Below are 17,054 nucleotides of genomic sequence, written 5' to 3'. Positions count from 1 at the left end.
ACCAGGGACCTACGGATTAACAGTCCGGCGCTCTACCAACTGAGCTATTGAGGAATACGTGTCTATCGACAAAGATCCTGTGCGATTGCAGGGTCTTGAAATTCTTTGGCTCCTCAACCTGGGCTCGAACCAGGGACCTACGGATTAACAGTCCGGCGCTCTACCAACTGAGCTATTGAGGAACAAGACCTAGATTATATGACGTAAAAAACACGTCACAGAAAACTCGGGGAATTTTTTTCAGCAGGCCTGCCGCAGGCCTTCATTCTCAGGGCTCTGGCCTGAACCACAGCCACACCAGCACGCAGCCCATGGACGTCAGCGCCACGGCCTGTACCCAGGCGGGCGGGCGTGTCCACAGCAGGAGGACGGCGCACAGGCTCATCATGGCGCTGGCGCTCCATTTGGCGCGCCGGCTCACGCAGCCACCTCGCGCCCAATTGCGCAGCATGGGCCCGAACAGGCGATGGCGCCACAGCCAGGTGTGCATGCGATGCGAGCTGCGCGCCGCGGCCCATCCGGCCATGAGCACGAACACCGTGGTGGGCAATCCTGGAATGAAGATGCCGGCAATGCCCGTCGCCAGGCTCAGGCAGGCAAACAGCTGCAGCGCCCAGCGCAACGGCGCGGCCGGCATGCGGTGCAGGGGAGGGGGATCATCATCATTGAAGGCCTGCGCCTGCGCCATGCCTGCCTGCGCAGTGGCATCCGGCTGCCTGGCCTGTGCCGCGGGTGTTTGCTGCGCGCCTGTGTCACGGTCCTCTGAGGACGCGGCGGATGACTCTCTGGCGGTGCTGGGCATGCTGCGATTGTGCCAGCGCGGTGTAGCCATGGCGGCCAAGGGGGGCGAGAGGGGGGGATCGGGGGGCGAAGCAGGTGGGTGTGGTCACGGTGCGCGGTCGCCCGCTATGCTTGGCGACCCGCATTTCCTGCATCACCGTGCACTGCCATGACTGTACGCACCATATTGAAAATGGGTGATCCGCGCCTGCTGCGCGTCGCCCAGCCCGTGACCGAATTCGACACCGACGAACTGCACCTGCTGCTCAGCGACCTGCTGGACACCATGCATGCCGCCAATGGCGCGGGGCTGGCCGCGCCGCAGATTGGCGTGGACCTGCAGATGGTGGTGTTCGGCTCCGGCCTGCCCAATCCGCGCTACCCCGATGCACCGGTGGTGCCGCGCACCGTGCTCATCAACCCGGTCATCACGCCCATCGGCGAAGACGAACAGATGGACTGGGAAGGCTGCCTGTCCGTACCCGGCATGCGTGGCATGGTGCCGCGCTGGAGCCGTATCCGCTACACGGGCTTCGATGTCTTTGGCGATGCGATCGATCGCACGGTGGATGGCTTTCATGCGCGGGTGGTCCAGCATGAGTGCGACCACCTCTGGGGAAAGCTCTATCCCATGCGCATGCGCGACTTCCGCCAGTTCGGCTTCACCGATGTGCTGTTCCCCGGCATCAGCGCTGCCGAGGATGACTGAGCGGACTTGCTTGCCGCTGTAATTCCAGGATCTGCGGTCAGGTCTTTGTATACAAATCGGTAGACAATTTTTCCATGCTGGCGCCGTACATTGGCACTTCCCGCCAAGGCGGGGATTGTGTGCGTTCGCCCGCCAAGAGCTGCCAAGCAGCCACCGGGCTTCGCGATGCAGGATGCAGGAAGCGCGGCCTATCGGGTCGGCGGCAAAAGGTGCGCGGGGGCGCGCCTGCCGCCATCCGGCTGCCGCGTACTTGTCCGGCGTTCTGTGAACAAGAGGACAAGGAGACAGCGATGGAAAAAAGTTCTGGCAATGCGCCGGCCCTGGGCGCAGACATCCGCCCGGAGGACGAGCAACTCGGCCTCACGGCCAACACCCTCTATGGTTTGCAGCATGTGCTGACCATGTACGGAGGCATCGTGGCCGTGCCCCTGGTCATGGCCAATGCGGCGGGCATGTCGGCGGCCGACACGGGCCTGCTGATCACGGCCTGCCTTTTCATGGGCGGGCTGGCCACGCTGCTGCAGACGCTGGGCATTCCGTTCTTCGGCTCGCGCCTGCCGCTGGTGCAGGGCGTGTCCTTCTCGGGCGTGGCCACCATGGTCAGCATCCTGCACACGGGCGGCGGCATGCAGGGCGTGCTGGGCGCCGTGCTCTTTGCCTCGGTGTTCGGCCTGATCATTGCGCCCATTTTTTCCAAACTCACCCGGTTTTTCCCGCCGCTGGTCAATGGCTGCGTGATCACCATCATCGGCCTGTCGCTGATGCCGGTGGCGGCCCACTGGGCCATGGGCGGCAATCCCCAGGCGGCCGACTACGGCAGCATGGGCAACATCGGGCTGGCGGGCCTGTCGCTGGTCATCGTGCTGGCGCTGAGCAAGCTGGGCAACGCCATGATCTCGCGCCTGTCCATCCTGCTGGCCATCGTCATCGGCACGGCGGTGGCGGCCATGATCGGCAAGTCCGACTTTTCCGAGGTGGGCAGCGGTGCGTGGTTCGCCGTGCCCATGCCGCTGCACTTCGGCTGGCCGACCTTCAGCCTGGCGGCGACGCTTTCCATGTCCATCGTGATCCTGGTGACCTTGGTGGAGACCTCGGCCGACATCCTGGCCGTGGGCGACATCGTGGGCACCCGCGTGGATTCGCGCCGCCTGGCCGACGGCCTGCGTGCCGACATGCTGTCCAGCGTGGTGGCCCCGTTCTTCGGTTCGTTCACGCAGAGCGCCTTTGCCCAGAACGTGGGCCTGGTCGCGGTCACGGGCATCAAGAGCCGCTATGTGGTGGCCTTCAGCGGGCTGATCCTGATCGCCTTCGGACTGCTGCCCATCATGGGGCGCATCGTGGCCTGCGTGCCGCCCTCGGTGCTGGGCGGCGCGGGCCTGGTGCTCTTTGGCACGGTGGCAGCCAGCGGCATCCGCACGCTGGCCAAGGTGGACTATCACAACAACATGAACCTGATCATCGTGGCGGCGTCCATCGGCATGGGCGTGCTGCCCATGGTCAAGCCGGACTTCTATCACCACTTCCCGGACTGGTTCGCCACCATGTTCCATTCGGGCATCAGCTCCACTGCGGTGACCGTGCTGCTGCTGAACCTGGTCTTCAACCATTTCAAGCAGGGCAACCCCGAAGAGCCATCGGTGTTCGGCGCCGGATCGGAGCGCGTGCTCAGCGAGGCCGTGCTGTCTGCCCTGGCCGATGGCGACCGGGTGGTCGATGGCAAGCTCTATGACCGCGAGGGCAAGCAAGTGGCCACGGTGTCCGCGCCTGCGTCCGCCATGCACTGATGGCTGCATCCCCGCCTGCCAGCGCATGAACCCGACGAGCCCGCCCTGCACAACAGGGCGGGCTTTTTTTCGCAATCGGCTCAGACTGCCAGGGCCTGCAAAAGCTCGGTCTCTATGAGCAGCTGGCGCTGGTTGTTCTGCAGCTCCGCACCCTCGATGAGGAAGCTGTCCTCCACGCGCTCGCCCAGCGTGCTGACCTTGGCCAACTGCACGCTCAGGTGGTGCTGGGCCAGGATGCGCGCCACGGTGTAGAGCAGGCCGGCGCGGTCCGTGGCCGAGATGGACAGCAGCCAGTGCTGGGCCTTGTCGTCGGGTCGCAGCGTGACGCGCGGCGCGAAGGGGAAGCTCTTGACGCGGCGCGACAGGCGCCGGGGCGAGGGCTCGCGCAGCGGTCCGCCCTCCATCAGGGCGGCGACCAGGTCGTTCTCGACCATGTGCATCAGTTCGCGGTACTGCTCCTGCATGGCGGGCGCCACCACCTGGAAGGTGTCCAGCGCATAGCTGTTGTGGGCCGTGTGCACGCGCGCATCCAGGATGGAAAACGCTGCGCGGTCGAAGTAGCCGCAGATGCGCGCGAACAGATCGGGCTGGTCGGGTGCGTAGACCAGCACCTGCAGGCCCTCGCCCGCCAGTGAGCGGCGCGCACGCACCACGGGGCGGGTGGTGCCCACGTGGCGCGACAGGTGGCGTGTGTGCCAGGCGATGTCGGCCGCCTCGTGGCGCATGAAGTAGTCCACGCCCAGCGTGTCCCAGAGCTTCTTGTGGGACTCGAAGGGCTGGGCCGTCAGCGCCAGCTGCACCAGCGCCTCGCGCCGGCGCGCCTCGATCTCGGCGGCCGCGTCGGGCGCGCGGCCACCCATCACGCGCAGGGTCAGGCGATAGGTGTCCTCCAGCAGCTTGCCCTTCCAGGCGCTCCACACCTTGGGGCTGGTGCCACGGATGTCGGCCACGGTGAGCAGGTACAGCGCCGTGAGGTTGCGCTCGTTGCCCACGCGCTCGGCAAAGGCCTGGATCACCTCGGGGTCCGACAGATCCTGCTTTTGCGCGACCTGGCTCATGGTCAGGTGCTCGCGCACGAGGAACTCGATCAGCTCGGCGTCGGCGCGCGCAATGCCGTGGGCACGGCAAAAGCGCTTGGCCTCCACGGCGCCGATGATGGAGTGGTCGCCGCCGCGGCCCTTGCCGATGTCGTGGAACAGCGCGGCCACGTACAGCAGCCAGGGCTTGTCCCAGCCGCTGGCCAGCTGGGAGCAGAACGGGTACTCATGCGCATGCTCGGCCATGAAAAAGCGCCGCACATTGCGCAGCACCATGAGAATGTGCTGGTCCACCGTGTAGACGTGGAACAGGTCGTGCTGCATCTGGCCCACGATGCGCCGGAAGGGCCACAGGTAGCGCCCCAGCACCGAGGTCTGGTTCATCAGCCGCATGGCATGCGTGATGCCGCTGGGCTGCTGCAGGATCTTCATGAACGTGGCGCGGTTGACCGGGTCGCGCCGGAAGGCCGCATCCATCAGGTCACGCGCGCCGTACAGCGCGCGCAGCGTGCGTGCCGACAGGTCGGTGAGGCCCACATGGGTCTCGTACATCAGGAAGGTTTCGAGGATGGCATGCGGCTCGCGCTCGTACAGATCGTCGCTGGCCACTTCGATGGTGCCGGCCTTCTCGTAGAAGCGGGAGTTCAGCCGGATCCGCGGCGTGGGGCGTGGGTTCAGGCGCTCCTCGATGTTCAGGCGCAGGATCTGGCACAGCTGGGTCACGGCCTTGGCTGCCCAGTAGTAGTGGCGCATCAGCGTCTCGCTGGCGCGCATGGCCAGCTTGCGGCCCTCGGCCGAGGTGGAGCGGTAGCCAAAGGCCTCGGCCACGGCGGTCTGCTGGTCGAAGACCAGGCGGTCCTCGTGCCGGCCCGCCACGGCGTGCAAGCGCGCGCGTATCAGGCTGAGCATGGCCTCGTTGTCTTCGAGCTGCTGGCGCTCGAAATCGGTGATCAGTCCCTTTTCCGCCAGGGCCTGCCAGCTGTGGCCCAGGCCTGCGGCGCGGGCTAGCCAGATCATGGTGTGCAGATCGCGCAGGCCGCCGGGCGATTCCTTGCAGTTGGGCTCCAGCGAGTAGGGCGTGCTCTCGTACTTGTTGTGGCGCTGGCGCATTTCCAGCAGCTTGCCGGACAGAAAGGCGCGCGCATTCATCTGTGCCTGGTAGCGCTGCTGGAACTCGCCGAACAGCGGCTCGTTTCCGCAGATGCGGCGCGACTCCAGCAAGGCGGTCTGCACGGTGAGGTCGCGCCCGGACTCTTGCAGGCATTCGGCCAGCGTGCGCACGCTGGAGCCGATCTCCAGGCCCGCGTCCCAGCAGCTGCCGATGAACTTTTCTATGCGCGAGGTCAGCTCCGGGTCTGCCGTGCCGGTGGCCGGCAGCAGCACCAGCACGTCGATGTCGGAGTAGGGAAACAGCTGGGCGCGGCCATAGCCTCCCACGGCGGCCAGGCAGGCCTCGGCAGGCATGCCGGCGCGGTGCCACAGCGCGCGCAGCAGCGTGTCGGCCAGATCGCTCAGGTGCTGCAGCACCAGGCGCACGCCGCGCCGGCCCATGGTGGGCGCCAGCAGCGAGCCTATCCAGCGTCCGCGATCGAGGGCGTACTGCGCGCGCAACTGCTCCAGCGAATCCGGGGCTGCGGGCGCAGAGTTGGAAGGAGTGTGGTCAGTGATCTGTTTCATGCGCGGCCAGGGCAGGGGAGGCGCCTGGAGCGGGTGCCCCGGGCGCAGTGCCATTTTGCCTGCGCATCACGCAAGAAACATGCCGAGCCTCAGCAGCTCGTGGCGGTCACGAAGGGCGGGAGCGCGGGCGAGCCGGCCGACAGGGTCATGACTTCGTAGCCCGTCTTGGTCACCACCAGGGTGTGTTCCCACTGGGCCGAGAGGCTGTGGTCCTTGGTCACGATGGTCCAGCCGTCCTTGCCCAGTTCCTTGATCTCGCGCCTGCCCAGGTTGAGCATGGGCTCGACGGTGAAGACCATGCCCTCTTCGAGAACGGTGCCCGTGCCGGGGCGGCCATAGTGCAGGATCTGCGGCTCTTCGTGGAACTTCTGGCCGATGCCGTGGCCGCAGAACTCGCGCACCACCGACAGGCCGTGGCCTTCGGCAAAGGTCTGGATGGCGTTGCCGATGTCGCCCAGCGTGGCGCCGGGCCTGACCTGCTGGATGCCCAGCCACATGGCGTCGAAGGTCAGCGCCGACAGGCGCTTGGCCGCGATGGAGCACTCGCCGATCAGGAACATGCGGCTGTTGTCGCCGTACCAGCCGTCCTTGGTGATGACCGTGACATCCACATTGACGATGTCGCCCTTCTTGAGCGGCTTGTCGTTGGGGATGCCGTGGCAGACCACATGGTTGACCGAGGTGCACAGGTGCCCGGGATAGGGCGGGTAGCCAGGCGGCTGGTAGCCGATGGTGGCGGAGACCGTGCCCTGCTGCGCCATGCATTCGGCGCCCAGCCGGTCGATCTCGGCCGTGGTGATGCCGGGCTTGATGTGGGGGGTGATGTAGTCCAGCACTTCCGAAGCCAGGCGGCATGCCACGCGCATGGCTGCGATGTCTTCGGCGCTCTTGATGGTGATGCTCATGCCCGCAATTATCCCATTGCGCCTTTGGACGTGCAGGGGTAAGGGGCGGCTGTCGCCACCGGGACGGCGCAGCCCGGTAAAATGGCGGCCTCACCGATTCAGCGCCTTGCGGCCTGCCCCCAGCCGGGCGGGGCCGCAGGGCGCTTTTCACAAGCCTCCTCACCCAACAGGCCGCCACGTGACCTTGCATCTGACACAGTTCGAGGGTGGAAACGCTCTCAGCTCGTTCCGCGCCCAGCAGCTTCTGACCGACCTGGTCGCCATCCATCCCAAAATCACCGGCATTGCCGCGCGCTTCGTGCACCTGGTGGCCACGGACGCCGCACCCACGCCCGCATTGCAAGAGCGCCTCCAGGCGCTCTTGACCTATGGAGATCCCTACGAAGGCCCGCAAGGCCCGGCCGATGGCACCGCCCTGGTGGTCACCCCGCGCCTGGGCACGATCTCGCCCTGGGCCTCCAAGGCCACCGATATCGCGCGCAACTGCGGCCTTGAAGTCTTCCGCGTCGAGCGCATCACCGAGTACCGCGTGGTCCTCAAGAGCGGCCTGCTCGGTGGCAAGCCCGAGCTGTCGGCCGAGCAGACCGCGCAGATCGCGGCCCTGCTGCACGACCGCATGACCGAATCGGTCTTCGCCACGCGCGCCGAGGCCGAGCAGCTGTTCTCCGCCCTGGAAGCCGCTCCCATGGAGTTCGTCGATGTGCTGGGCGGCGGCCGCGCGGCGCTGGAGACTGCCAACCGCCAATGGGGCCTGGCCCTGGCCGACGACGAGATCGACTACCTGGTCGACGCCTTCAAGGGCCTCAAGCGCAATCCCACGGACGTGGAACTGATGATGTTCGCGCAGGCCAACAGCGAGCACTGCCGCCACAAGATCTTCAACGCCCAGTTCACCATTGACGGCGTGGCCCAGGACAAGAGCCTGTTCGGCATGATCCGCCACACGCACCAGGTCTCGCCCCAGCACACGGTGGTCGCGTACTCGGACAACGCCTCCATCATGGAAGGCCATGAGGTCGAGCGCTTCGTCGCCACCTTCGAGGCAGCCCTGGACAAGATCAAGGCGCCCAGCTACCAGAAGAAGAAGGCCGTCAACCACGTCCTCATGAAGGTGGAGACGCACAACCACCCCACGGCCATCTCTCCCTTCCCCGGCGCATCGACCGGCGCGGGCGGCGAGATCCGCGACGAGGGCGCCACGGGCCGCGGCTCCAAGCCCAAGGCCGGCCTGTCGGGCTTCACGGTCTCCAAGCTGTGGGGCAGCGAAGTGGGCAAGCCCGAGCACATCGCCAGCCCGCTGCAGATCATGATCGAGGGCCCGCTCGGTGGCGCGGCCTTCAACAACGAGTTCGGCCGTCCCAACCTGACCGGCTATTTCCGCGAGTACGAGCAGCAGGTCGGCGTGGGTGCCGATGCCGTGATGCGCGGCTACCACAAGCCCATCATGATCGCGGGCGGCCTGGGCGTGATCGACTCCGAGCTGACGCGCAAGATCGAATTCCCCGCCGGCACCCTGCTGATCCAGCTGGGCGGCCCCGGCATGCGCATCGGCATGGGCGGCGGCGCTGCCAGCTCCATGGCCAGCGGCACGAACGCGGCCGAGCTGGACTTCGACTCCGTGCAGCGCGGCAACCCCGAGATCGAGCGCCGCGCCCAGGAAGTCATCAACCACTGCTGGGCCCAGGGTGACAAGAACCCCATCCTGGCCATCCACGACGTGGGTGCCGGCGGCCTGTCCAATGCCTTCCCCGAGCTGACCAACGATGCGGGCCGTGGCGCGCGCTTCGATCTGCGCGCCGTCAACCTGGAGGAATCCGGCCTGGCGCCCAAGGAAATCTGGTCCAACGAAAGCCAGGAGCGCTATGTACTGGCCATCGCGCCCGAATCGCTGGCCGAATTCACGGCCTTCTGCGAGCGCGAGCGCTGCCCGTTTGCCGTGATCGGCACGGCCACCGAGGAGCGCCAGCTGGTGCTGGAGGACACGGCCGTGGCCTCGGGCGACCAGAAGTTCCCCGTGGACATGCCCATGAACGTGCTGCTGGGCAAGCCGCCCAAGATGCACCGCGACGTGGCCACCGTGCAGCGGGAGCTGCCCCCCATGGACCTGACCGGCGTGCCCCTGGAAAAGGCCGTGATCGACGTGCTGGCCCACCCCACCGTGGCCTCCAAGCGCTTCCTGATCACCATCGGCGACCGCGCCGTGGGCGGCCTGACCCACCGCGACCAGATGGTCGGCCCCTGGCAGGTGCCCGTGGCCGACGTGGCCGTCACGCTGGCCGATTTCCAGGGCTTCAAGGGCGAGGCCATGGCCATGGGCGAGCGCACGCCGCTGGCGGCCATCAACGCGCCGGCGTCGGGCCGTATGGCCGTGGCCGAGGCCATCACCAACATGCTGGCCGCGCCCATCGAACTGTCCAGGGTCAAGATGTCGGCCAACTGGATGGCGGCCTGCGGCGAGCCCGGCGAAGACGCGGCGCTCTACGCCACCGTCAAGGCCGTGGGCATGGAGCTGTGCCCGCAGCTGGACATCTCGATCCCCGTGGGCAAGGACAGCCTGTCCATGCGCACCCAGTGGGACGAGGGCGGCCAGGTCAAGAAGGTGACCTCGCCGGTCAGCCTGATCATCACGGGCTTTGCCTCCATCGACGATGTGCGCGGCACGCTCACGCCCCAGCTGGACGCCTCAGAAGACGACAGCACCCTGGTGCTGGTGGACCTGGGCCGCGGCAAGATGCGCATGGGCGGCTCCATCCTGGGCCAGGTGCTGGGCCAGACCGGCAACGAGACGCCCGACCTCGATGACGCCAAGGACCTGATTGCCCTGGTCGATGCCGTCAACGACCTGCGCGCCAAGGGCCAGATCCTGGCCTACCACGACAAGGGCGACGGCGGCCTGCTGGCCACCGTGGCCGAGATGGCCTTTGCCGGCCATGTGGGCGTGGCTATCAACGTGGACATGCTGGTCACCGAAGGCGACGGCATCAGCGACAGCCGCATGGACTCGGGCGAAGGCAAGAACTGGGCCTCCCAGATCAGCGGCCGCCGCGACGACATGACGCTGCGCGCGCTGTTCAACGAAGAACTGGGCGCCGTGCTGCAGATCCGCACGGCCGACCGCGCCGCCGTGCTGCAGACCCTGCGCGAGCATGGCCTGTCCACCTGCAGCCACATCATCGGCAAGACGCGTCCTGCCTCCTCCAAGGTCGATGCGGGCAAGGGCGAGCTGCAGGTCTGGCGCGATGCCAAGTCCGTCTTCGGCGCCTCGCTCAGCGACCTGCACCAGGTCTGGGATGCCGTCAGCTGGAAGATTGCCCAGCAGCGCGACAACCCGGCCTGCGCCGACAGCGAGCACGCCGCAGCCGGCGAGCCTGCCGACCCGGGCATGCACCTGCACCTGACGTTCGACCCGGCCGAGAACCCGGCCGCACCCTTCCTGAACCTGGGCGCGCGGCCCCGCGTGGCTGTGCTGCGCGAGCAGGGCGTGAACTCCCATGTGGAAATGGCCTACGCCTTCACTGAGGCCGGCTTCGACGCCGTGGACGTGCACATGACCGACCTGCAAAGCGGCCGCGCGCAGCTGCAGGACTTCGCCGGCGTGGTGGCCTGCGGCGGCTTCAGCTACGGCGACACGCTGGGCGCCGGCATCGGCTGGGCGCGCTCCATCACCTTCAACGACAGCCTGTCCGCGCAGTTCCAGCAGTTCTTCGGCCGCAGCGACACCTTCGGCCTGGGCGTGTGCAACGGCTGCCAGATGTTTGCCGAGCTGGCCGACATCATTCCCGGTGCCCAGGACTGGCCGCGTTTCACGCAGAACCAGAGCAACCGCTTCGAGGCGCGCCTGTCCATGGTGGAAGTGCTGGAGTCGCCCAGCCTGTTCCTGCAGGGCATGGCCGGCAGCCGCCTGCCCATCGCCGTGGCCCACGGCGAAGGCTTTGCCAACTTCCGCTTCCGCGGCAATGCGGACAAGGCCATCGCCTCCATGCGCTATGTGGACAACCACGGCAAGGCCACCGAGCAGTACCCGTTCAATCCCAACGGATCGGCCGGCGGCCTGACGGCAGTGACCACGGCCGATGGCCGCTTCACGGCCATGATGCCCCACCCCGAGCGCGTGTTCCGCAACGTGCAGATGAGCTGGACCAACGGCGACAAGTCGGAATTCAGCCCCTGGATGCGCGTGTGGCGCAACGCCCGCAAGTGGCTGGGCTGATGCACTGAGCGACGCTGCAAAGCAGACAAAGGCCCTTCGGGGCCTTTGTTTTTTGGTGCCTGTCCTTACTGCTCCAGCATCTGTCCCGTGCGCGCGCGGGCCTGCTGGACCAGGGTGGAGATCAGCACCGTCTCGGGCAGGTTGTGCCAGTAGCGGCGCGGCATCTCGCGCAGCATGGCCTGCTCCTTCAGGCGCGCGGGGTTGAAGGTGCTGGCGTAGTAGGTCAGCCACAGGGCCTCGCCCGCGTCGGCTGGCGGGGCATCGCTGCGGCGCGCGCCGGGCGCCAGGCGCAGCGCATGGCCGTCCCAGTGCACGCTGCATTGCGGCGTGAGGATGGCCCAGTGCATGTTGGCAAAGCGCTTGCAGAAAAAGGGTGCCGCCGCGCGCACGATGTGGTGCTCGGGCTCGAACCAGGCGATGTGCAGCTCGGGCAGGTTCTGCCGCTGGGTCGTCCGAAAGCGCACGAAGGCGTGCATCTTGTGGATCTCGCGCGAGACGGGGCGGGCCAGGGCCTCGATGGCGCGCCAGTCCGCATCCAGCGCATCCAGCCGCAGTTCGGGCCGGGCCTGCATGCGCGCCAGCCAGCGGTGGCATAGCTCGAAGCGGCCCGCCGCGCGGTGCATGCAGGCATGGCGCAGGGCGGACATCTGGGTGTCCGACAGGGACAGCCCTGCCTCGCCGGGGCCGGCCAGCCCGGCGAGTGCCGAGGCGGGCATGGCCTGCTGCGGCGCGCTGGAAAACAGATCCACCCCCGCGCCGAGTGGCTGCGCACCCCGCGTGTCGGGCCACCGCCAGCGCACCGCAGCGGGGTCGGCGCCGTGGGCCAGCAGCGCCCGGCAGGCTGCGCGAAAGCCGGGCCAGTCGTCGGGGCTGTCGAGTTCGATGGTGAGGGCCTGTCCGTGCATGGCGTGCTCCAGGTTCTAGAACAGGCTGGCCTGCAGTGCGCTTTGCACGCGCATGCCGCTGTGCCGCGTCTGGGCCTGGCTGGCCTGCGACTGCGCGATCAGCCGCGTGCGCAGCGCGGCCGAGTCGGTCTCGCCCAGCAGGGGGCGGTGGCCGTCGATCAGCACGAAGGGCAGGGCCTTTTGCACGGGGGCGCGCAGCCGCAGCAGGTCGTCCAGCCGCAGCCGGCGCACGCGGCGCGCCGCCAGGAGGCGCTCCACCGTCTGCGTGCCCAGGCCCGGCACGCGCAGCAGCAGGCTGCGAGGCGCACGGTTGAGGTCCACGGGGAACTGCTGGCGGTTGGCCAGTGCCCAGGCCAGCTTGGGGTCGATCTCCAGGTCCAGCATGCCGTGGCGGCTGGCCGCCGCGATCTCGCCCGCCCCGTAGCCGTAAAAGCGCATGAGCCAGTCGGCCTGGTAGAGCCGGTGCTCGCGCATGAGGGGCGGCGCCTGCAGCGGCAGGTCGCGCGAGGCATCGGGAATGGGGCTGAAGGCCGAGTAGTACACGCGGCGCAGGCCGTAGCCCGCATACAGCGTATGGCTGGACTCGAGGATGTCGGCATCGGTTGCGCGGTCGGCGCCCACGATCATCTGCGTGCTCTGCCCGCCCGGCGCGAAGCGCGGCACGGCGGCGCGCTGCGCGGGCGCGCCGGGCAGGGACTGCGCCTGGCGCTGCTCGCGCGTGGCCGCGCGCCAGGCCTGCACATGCCGGTCCACGCCCTGCATGGCCTGGCGTATGCGCCGGCCGTCCTTTTCGGGCGCGAACTGCGCCAGGCCGCTGGCCGTGGGCAGTTCCACATTGATGCTCAGGCGGTCGGCATGGCGGCCTGCCTGGGCCAGCAATTCGGGCGCGGCATCCGGGATGGTCTTGAGGTGGATGTAGCCGCGAAAGTCATGCTCCTCGCGCAGGCGGCGGGCCACTTCCACCAACTGCTCCATGGTGTAGTCGCTGGAACGGATGATGCCGCTGGACAGGAACAGCCCCTCGATGCAGTTGCGCCGGTAGAAGTCCAGCGTCAGCTGCACCACCTCGGCCACCGTGAAGCGGGCGCGCTGCACGTTGGAGCTCTTGCGGTTGATGCAGTAGCGGCAGTCGAAGATGCAGACATTGGTCAGCAGGATCTTGAGCAGCGAGATGCAGCGCCCGTCGGGCGCATAGCTGTGGCAGATGCCCATGCCGGTGACCGAGCCCATGCCCTTGCCGTCCAGCGAGTCGCGCCCCTGCGATCCGCTGGAGGCGCAGCTGGCGTCGTACTTGGCGGCGTCGGCGAGGATGAAAAGTTTGCGTTGCAGCTCCATGGCTGTATGAATATACAGTATATTTGCCTGGCACATCCGGTTTTTCGAGAGCCCATCCCCCAGCCAGGGTCTGGTCCGGCCTTGCCTGGCTCCGGTTTGAACGCACTGTCGGGCTATCGCAATGGCCAGCGGATTGCAATGGTTGCCAGTGCAATGGAATGAAACCGTTTTCAGTGCGGAATGAGTGCTTGCTTTCAATGGGTGGCGATGTGCATCGCAGGAAATGGTGAATGCGTGTTTCCTGCGTCTTTTTGCAATGCCTGAAGGCTGGTACGGCTTGGTGCCATCAATGCATGCGCTGATATAGCGCAGCTGGCTGCGCGCCATGGGGTTCCCGGTTCATGGGAGAGAGGTTTGACGTTGTTGTGATTTGTTTCAAATTGCCGATAACTATTGCTGATAGGCTTTCGGGCTTGCCGGGCGCGGTCGTTTCTTCATTCAATGCGCCTGGCGATGACAAACACTTGGAGAGGGAGCTTCGGTGTCGCGTGTATTAGGAACAGAGAGCGAAGTGCTGGCGCTATCGCCGGACGCTTCCTCCAGCAAGGCCGCCAAGGGGCTGCAATCGCCCGCCAAATGGCCCACCATGGGTGCCAACGATGTGGCGGTGTGGGGCGAGTGCCAGGGCAGCGGCAGCAAGCCCTACCAGACCCAGGTGGACCTGTCGGGCCCCTCCTTCAAATGCTCTTGCCCCAGCCGCAAGTTCCCCTGCAAGCATGGGCTGGCGCTGATGCTGATGCGTGCGGGCGGCCAGGTCACCGAGGGCGGCGATCCACCGGCCTGGGTGCAGACCTGGCTGGACAGCCGCCAGGAAAAGGCCGAGAAGAAGGAGGCCAAGGCAGCCGCCGCGGCGGCCGAGCCGCCACCCGATCCCGAGGTTGCGGCCAGGCAGCAGGCCAGGCGCGAAGACAAGCGCTGGGACAAGGTCGAGGCGGGCCTGCAGGAACTGTCGCTATGGATGCAGGACATGGTGCGCGCGGGCCTGGCCAACCAGGCCGGCGATTCCCAGATGCGCCAGCGCTGGAACACCATGGCCGCGCGCATGGTCGATGCGCAGGCCACGGGCATGGCGGCGCGCATCAAGGACTGCCGGGATCTGGTGGACAGCCACCGCGACTGGCCGCGCGACATGCTGGTGCAGCTGGGCCACTGGCAGCTGATCATCGACGCCGTGCGCCGCCGTGAATCGCTGAGCCCCGAGGTCAAGGCCGACGTGATGGCCGCGCTGGGCTGGCCCATGGACAAGGCCGAAGTGCAGGCCCGCGGCCATCTGGTCGAGGACGAATGGCTGGTGGCCGGCCTGCGCATGATCGAGCGCGAAGGCCGGCTCATGGAGCGCCGCGTCTGGCTGCACGGGCAGCGCACGGGCCGCATGGCCCTGGTGCTGGACTATGCGCAGGGCGGGCGCGGCTTCGAATCGGCCTGGGTGCCTGGCCATCGCTACGGATGCGCGCTGAATTTCTACCCGGGCCATGCGCCGCTGCGCGCCATTGCCGCCAACGGCAACGGGCCTGCGCTGCCTGCCGAGGGCGCCAGCCCGCTGGACACCTCGGCCGTGGGCGACGTCCTGCAGCAGATGGGCCGGCGCATTGCCGCCAACCCGCTGCAGGCCACGCAGCCGCTGTGCCAGGACGGGTTGCGCCTGGTGCCTGCCCAGGGCCAATGGTTTGCGGCCTGGCCCGATGCGCCGGGCGCATCGGCGGCTGCGCCCGGCGTGTCTGCTGACGACACTGCCGCGCCTGTGCAACCCGTTCCCGTGGCCATTGACGATGCCGAAGCCTGGCGCCTGCTGGCGCTCAGCGGCGGCGCGCCCATGCAGCTGTTTGGCGAATGGGAGCCCGGCCCGGCCGTGGGCCGCTGGCGCCTGCTGAGCGCCTGGCAGGCCCGCGAGGGCGAAAGCGCCCGGCAATGTATCTGGCAGAACCAGGGTGAACCGGTATGAGCAACACACAACTTTGGACTGCGCTGCAGCAATCGGCCATGGTCGGCTCGGACCGGCTGGCCGTGCCGCCTGCGCTGGCTTCGGGCGTTGATCCGTCTGCCCCGTGGTCGCAGCAGGCCGTGCAGGCCGCGCTGCTGCCCCGGGCGGACCTGCCCGGCGACTCGCCCGCCCAGCAACTGCTGCGCGCCAGCGCCGTGGCGGCCGTGTTCGAGCGCGCAGGCTGGCAGCCCGGCGCGCAGGTGCGCCTGCCGGCGCCGCTGGCCGTGCCGGCCGCGGCGCCTGCAGAATCGCGCCCCGCGCCTGCCGATGCTCGCCTGCAGACCCTGATGGGCGACGTGCTCAAGGACGGGCCGTTCGAGCTGCAGGCCTCGATGCTGCGCACCCTGGACCAGGCGGGCCAGCGCCTGCCCCATGACCTGCTGGTGCCTGCGCTGGAGCAGGGCCGCCAGTCCGTGGAGCTGCGCCAGTGGCTGGCCCCGGTGCTGGGCGAGCGCGGGCGCTGGCTGGGCGCGCTCAATCCGCAATGGAGCTATGCCAGCGGCGTGGAGGAAACCGCCGACCCCGAACTGGTCTGGCAGGAGGGCTCGGTCGAGCAGCGCGTGGCCCTGCTGCGCAGCGAGCGCGCGGCCGATGCCGCCCAGGCCCGTGCGCGGCTGGAAGGCAGCCTGAAGGAGCTGGGCGCCAAGGAGCGCCTGCCCATGGTCCAGGCACTGACCGTGGGGCTGGGCATGGACGACGAGCCGCTGCTCGAAAAACTGCTGTCCGACCGCAGCAAGGAAATCCGCGAGAACGCCGCGCAAATGCTCTCGTGCCTGCCGGACAGCGCGCACAGCCAGCGCGTCATGGGCTGGATGCAGTCCATGCTTCAGCAGGACGACAAGGGCCAGTGGATCGTGGAGCCTCCCGAGGAAGGCCTCAAGGAATGGGAGCGCGACGGCATCACGCTCAAGCCCGATGCCTACTTCCGTGGCGGCAAGAAGGCCTGGCTGCTGGAGCAGATGGTGCAGCTCACCCCGGTGTCCTTCTGGACCCGCGCCCTGGGCCTGACGCCCCTGGAAGTGATGGAGTGGAGCCGGCGCAGCGACTGGAAATCCTCGCTGCGCCAGGGCTGGGTGCGGGCCCTGCAGTACCAGCTGGACGTGGAATGGATCGATGCCGCCCAGGCCCTGGGCCGCGACATGCGCCACGATGCGCTGCTGCCCGCCCTCATGGCCCGGCTGTCCCCCGAAGAACGCGAGTCCCGCTGGATTGCCCAGTTCGAGCGCGACAGGCACAAGCTCATCGACGCCATCGAGGGCATGTCCCAGTCGCTGGGCGGTGCCGAACTGCTCTCGCCCGCGCTGTCGGCGCGGCTGACCGAGGCACTGCATGTGGCAGTGGGCGGCAAGCAGATCACGGGCAACTGGCACAGCTACCGCGCCGACCAGGCCCTGCTGTCCTGCGCGCGCATGCTGGACGTGACCGCGCTGGAGCGCTTTGCCGAGCTGTGGCGCAAGCCCTCGGTGCTGGATGCACAGGTCGAGCCCGCGCCGGAGTCCCCGGCCGAGCCTGTTGCAGAGACCGCAGCCGCTTCGGCATCTGCAGCAACAGCTGCCCCGGCCATTGCCCTCACGCCCCAGCAGCAGGCGCGCCTCGAACGAAGCCGCGCGCGGCCCTGGGACGAGGAGCGCATGCGCGGCCATCTGGAGCGCATCGTCGAGCTGCGCCTGGGCTTGCACCAGGCCTTCATCGCACTGCGCGGCCAGGCCTGAGGCCGGGCCCGCTTTGCCA

At 67.9% G+C, this 17,054-nt stretch carries 10 protein-coding genes and 2 tRNA genes (1 of these 12 running past the window's edge); 5 read left to right on the top strand and 7 right to left on the bottom strand.

All coding sequences use genetic code 11. The features are described 5' to 3' along the window. From AC5I49_RS27255 to AC5I49_RS27245, 3 genes are all read right to left on the bottom strand, one after another. Positions 1-54, bottom strand: a tRNA-Asn gene (locus AC5I49_RS27255); it reaches 122 nt to the left of the window's first position. Between the two features lie 52 nt (positions 55-106). Further along, a tRNA-Asn gene (locus tag AC5I49_RS27250) sits at positions 107-182 on the bottom strand. 86 nt (positions 183-268) lie between these two features. After that, a complete protein-coding gene (locus AC5I49_RS27245; protein ID WP_016451371.1) occupies positions 269-688 on the bottom strand; it encodes a YbaN family protein in 420 nt (139 codons plus the stop codon). A gap of 261 nt (positions 689-949) precedes the next feature. Here AC5I49_RS27245 and def point away from each other — a divergent pair, with 261 nt between their 5' ends. Together def and AC5I49_RS27235 are read left to right on the top strand one after the other, a co-directional pair. Further along, on the top strand, positions 950-1,489 hold the full coding sequence (gene def, locus AC5I49_RS27240; RefSeq protein WP_016450766.1) for a peptide deformylase: 540 nt from the start codon (positions 950-952) through the stop codon (positions 1,487-1,489). Between the two features lie 290 nt (positions 1,490-1,779). Then, positions 1,780-3,273 carry a nucleobase:cation symporter-2 family protein gene (locus tag AC5I49_RS27235; RefSeq protein WP_016450767.1) on the top strand — a complete coding sequence of 498 codons (1,494 nt, stop codon included), beginning with the start codon at positions 1,780-1,782 and terminating at the stop codon, positions 3,271-3,273. Between the two features lie 80 nt (positions 3,274-3,353). Here the strand turns inward: AC5I49_RS27235 and AC5I49_RS27230 are convergent, their stop codons facing one another. Beyond that, positions 3,354-5,987 carry a [protein-PII] uridylyltransferase gene (locus AC5I49_RS27230; RefSeq protein WP_046986780.1) on the bottom strand — a complete coding sequence of 878 codons (2,634 nt, stop codon included), beginning with the start codon at positions 5,985-5,987 and terminating at the stop codon, positions 3,354-3,356. Between the two features lie 89 nt (positions 5,988-6,076). Then, positions 6,077-6,892: a type I methionyl aminopeptidase gene (gene map / locus AC5I49_RS27225; RefSeq protein WP_016450769.1), complete on the bottom strand. Its 816-nt coding sequence runs from the start codon at positions 6,890-6,892 to the stop codon at positions 6,077-6,079. Between the two features lie 178 nt (positions 6,893-7,070). Here map and purL point away from each other — a divergent pair, with 178 nt between their 5' ends. After that, a complete protein-coding gene (purL, locus tag AC5I49_RS27220; RefSeq protein WP_495790161.1) occupies positions 7,071-11,102 on the top strand; it encodes a phosphoribosylformylglycinamidine synthase in 4,032 nt (1,343 codons plus the stop codon). 65 nt (positions 11,103-11,167) lie between these two features. Here purL and AC5I49_RS27215 read toward each other — a convergent pair whose 3' ends face one another. Further along, positions 11,168-12,007: a TIGR03915 family putative DNA repair protein gene (locus tag AC5I49_RS27215; RefSeq protein WP_016450771.1), complete on the bottom strand. Its 840-nt coding sequence runs from the start codon at positions 12,005-12,007 to the stop codon at positions 11,168-11,170. 15 nt (positions 12,008-12,022) lie between these two features. Further along, positions 12,023-13,342: a putative DNA modification/repair radical SAM protein gene (locus AC5I49_RS27210; RefSeq protein WP_495790160.1), complete on the bottom strand. Its 1,320-nt coding sequence runs from the start codon at positions 13,340-13,342 to the stop codon at positions 12,023-12,025. 511 nt (positions 13,343-13,853) lie between these two features. Here AC5I49_RS27210 and AC5I49_RS27205 point away from each other — a divergent pair. Both AC5I49_RS27205 and AC5I49_RS27200 read left to right on the top strand, forming a co-directional pair. After that, positions 13,854-15,284 (top strand): SWIM zinc finger family protein, encoded by a 1,431-nt coding sequence (locus AC5I49_RS27205; protein WP_495790159.1) that lies wholly within the window; start codon positions 13,854-13,856, stop codon positions 15,282-15,284. Next, positions 15,281-17,035 carry a DUF5691 domain-containing protein gene (locus tag AC5I49_RS27200; protein WP_495790158.1) on the top strand — a complete coding sequence of 585 codons (1,755 nt, stop codon included), beginning with the start codon at positions 15,281-15,283 and terminating at the stop codon, positions 17,033-17,035. Before AC5I49_RS27205 ends, AC5I49_RS27200 begins: the two co-directional genes overlap by 4 nt. The last annotated feature ends 19 nt before the right edge of the window (positions 17,036-17,054 follow it).

The sequence above is a fragment of the Delftia sp. genome (assembly GCF_059499305.1).
This window is presented reverse-complemented; position numbering and strand designations above follow the sequence as displayed.

What these genes read in the sequence shown, in the direction of transcription:
- AC5I49_RS27245 (WP_016451371.1), bottom strand. Translation starts at nt 688, where the DNA reads ATGGCGCAGGCGCAGGCCTTCAATGATGATGATCCCCCTCCCCTGCAC.
- def (WP_016450766.1), top strand. Translation starts at nt 950, where the DNA reads ATGACTGTACGCACCATATTGAAAATGGGTGATCCGCGCCTGCTGCGC.
- AC5I49_RS27235 (WP_016450767.1), top strand. Translation starts at nt 1,780, where the DNA reads ATGGAAAAAAGTTCTGGCAATGCGCCGGCCCTGGGCGCAGACATCCGC.
- AC5I49_RS27230 (WP_046986780.1), bottom strand. Translation starts at nt 5,987, where the DNA reads ATGAAACAGATCACTGACCACACTCCTTCCAACTCTGCGCCCGCAGCC.
- map (WP_016450769.1), bottom strand. Translation starts at nt 6,892, where the DNA reads ATGAGCATCACCATCAAGAGCGCCGAAGACATCGCAGCCATGCGCGTG.
- AC5I49_RS27215 (WP_016450771.1), bottom strand. Translation starts at nt 12,007, where the DNA reads ATGCACGGACAGGCCCTCACCATCGAACTCGACAGCCCCGACGACTGG.
- AC5I49_RS27210 (WP_495790160.1), bottom strand. Translation starts at nt 13,342, where the DNA reads ATGGAGCTGCAACGCAAACTTTTCATCCTCGCCGACGCCGCCAAGTAC.
- AC5I49_RS27200 (WP_495790158.1), top strand. Translation starts at nt 15,281, where the DNA reads ATGAGCAACACACAACTTTGGACTGCGCTGCAGCAATCGGCCATGGTC.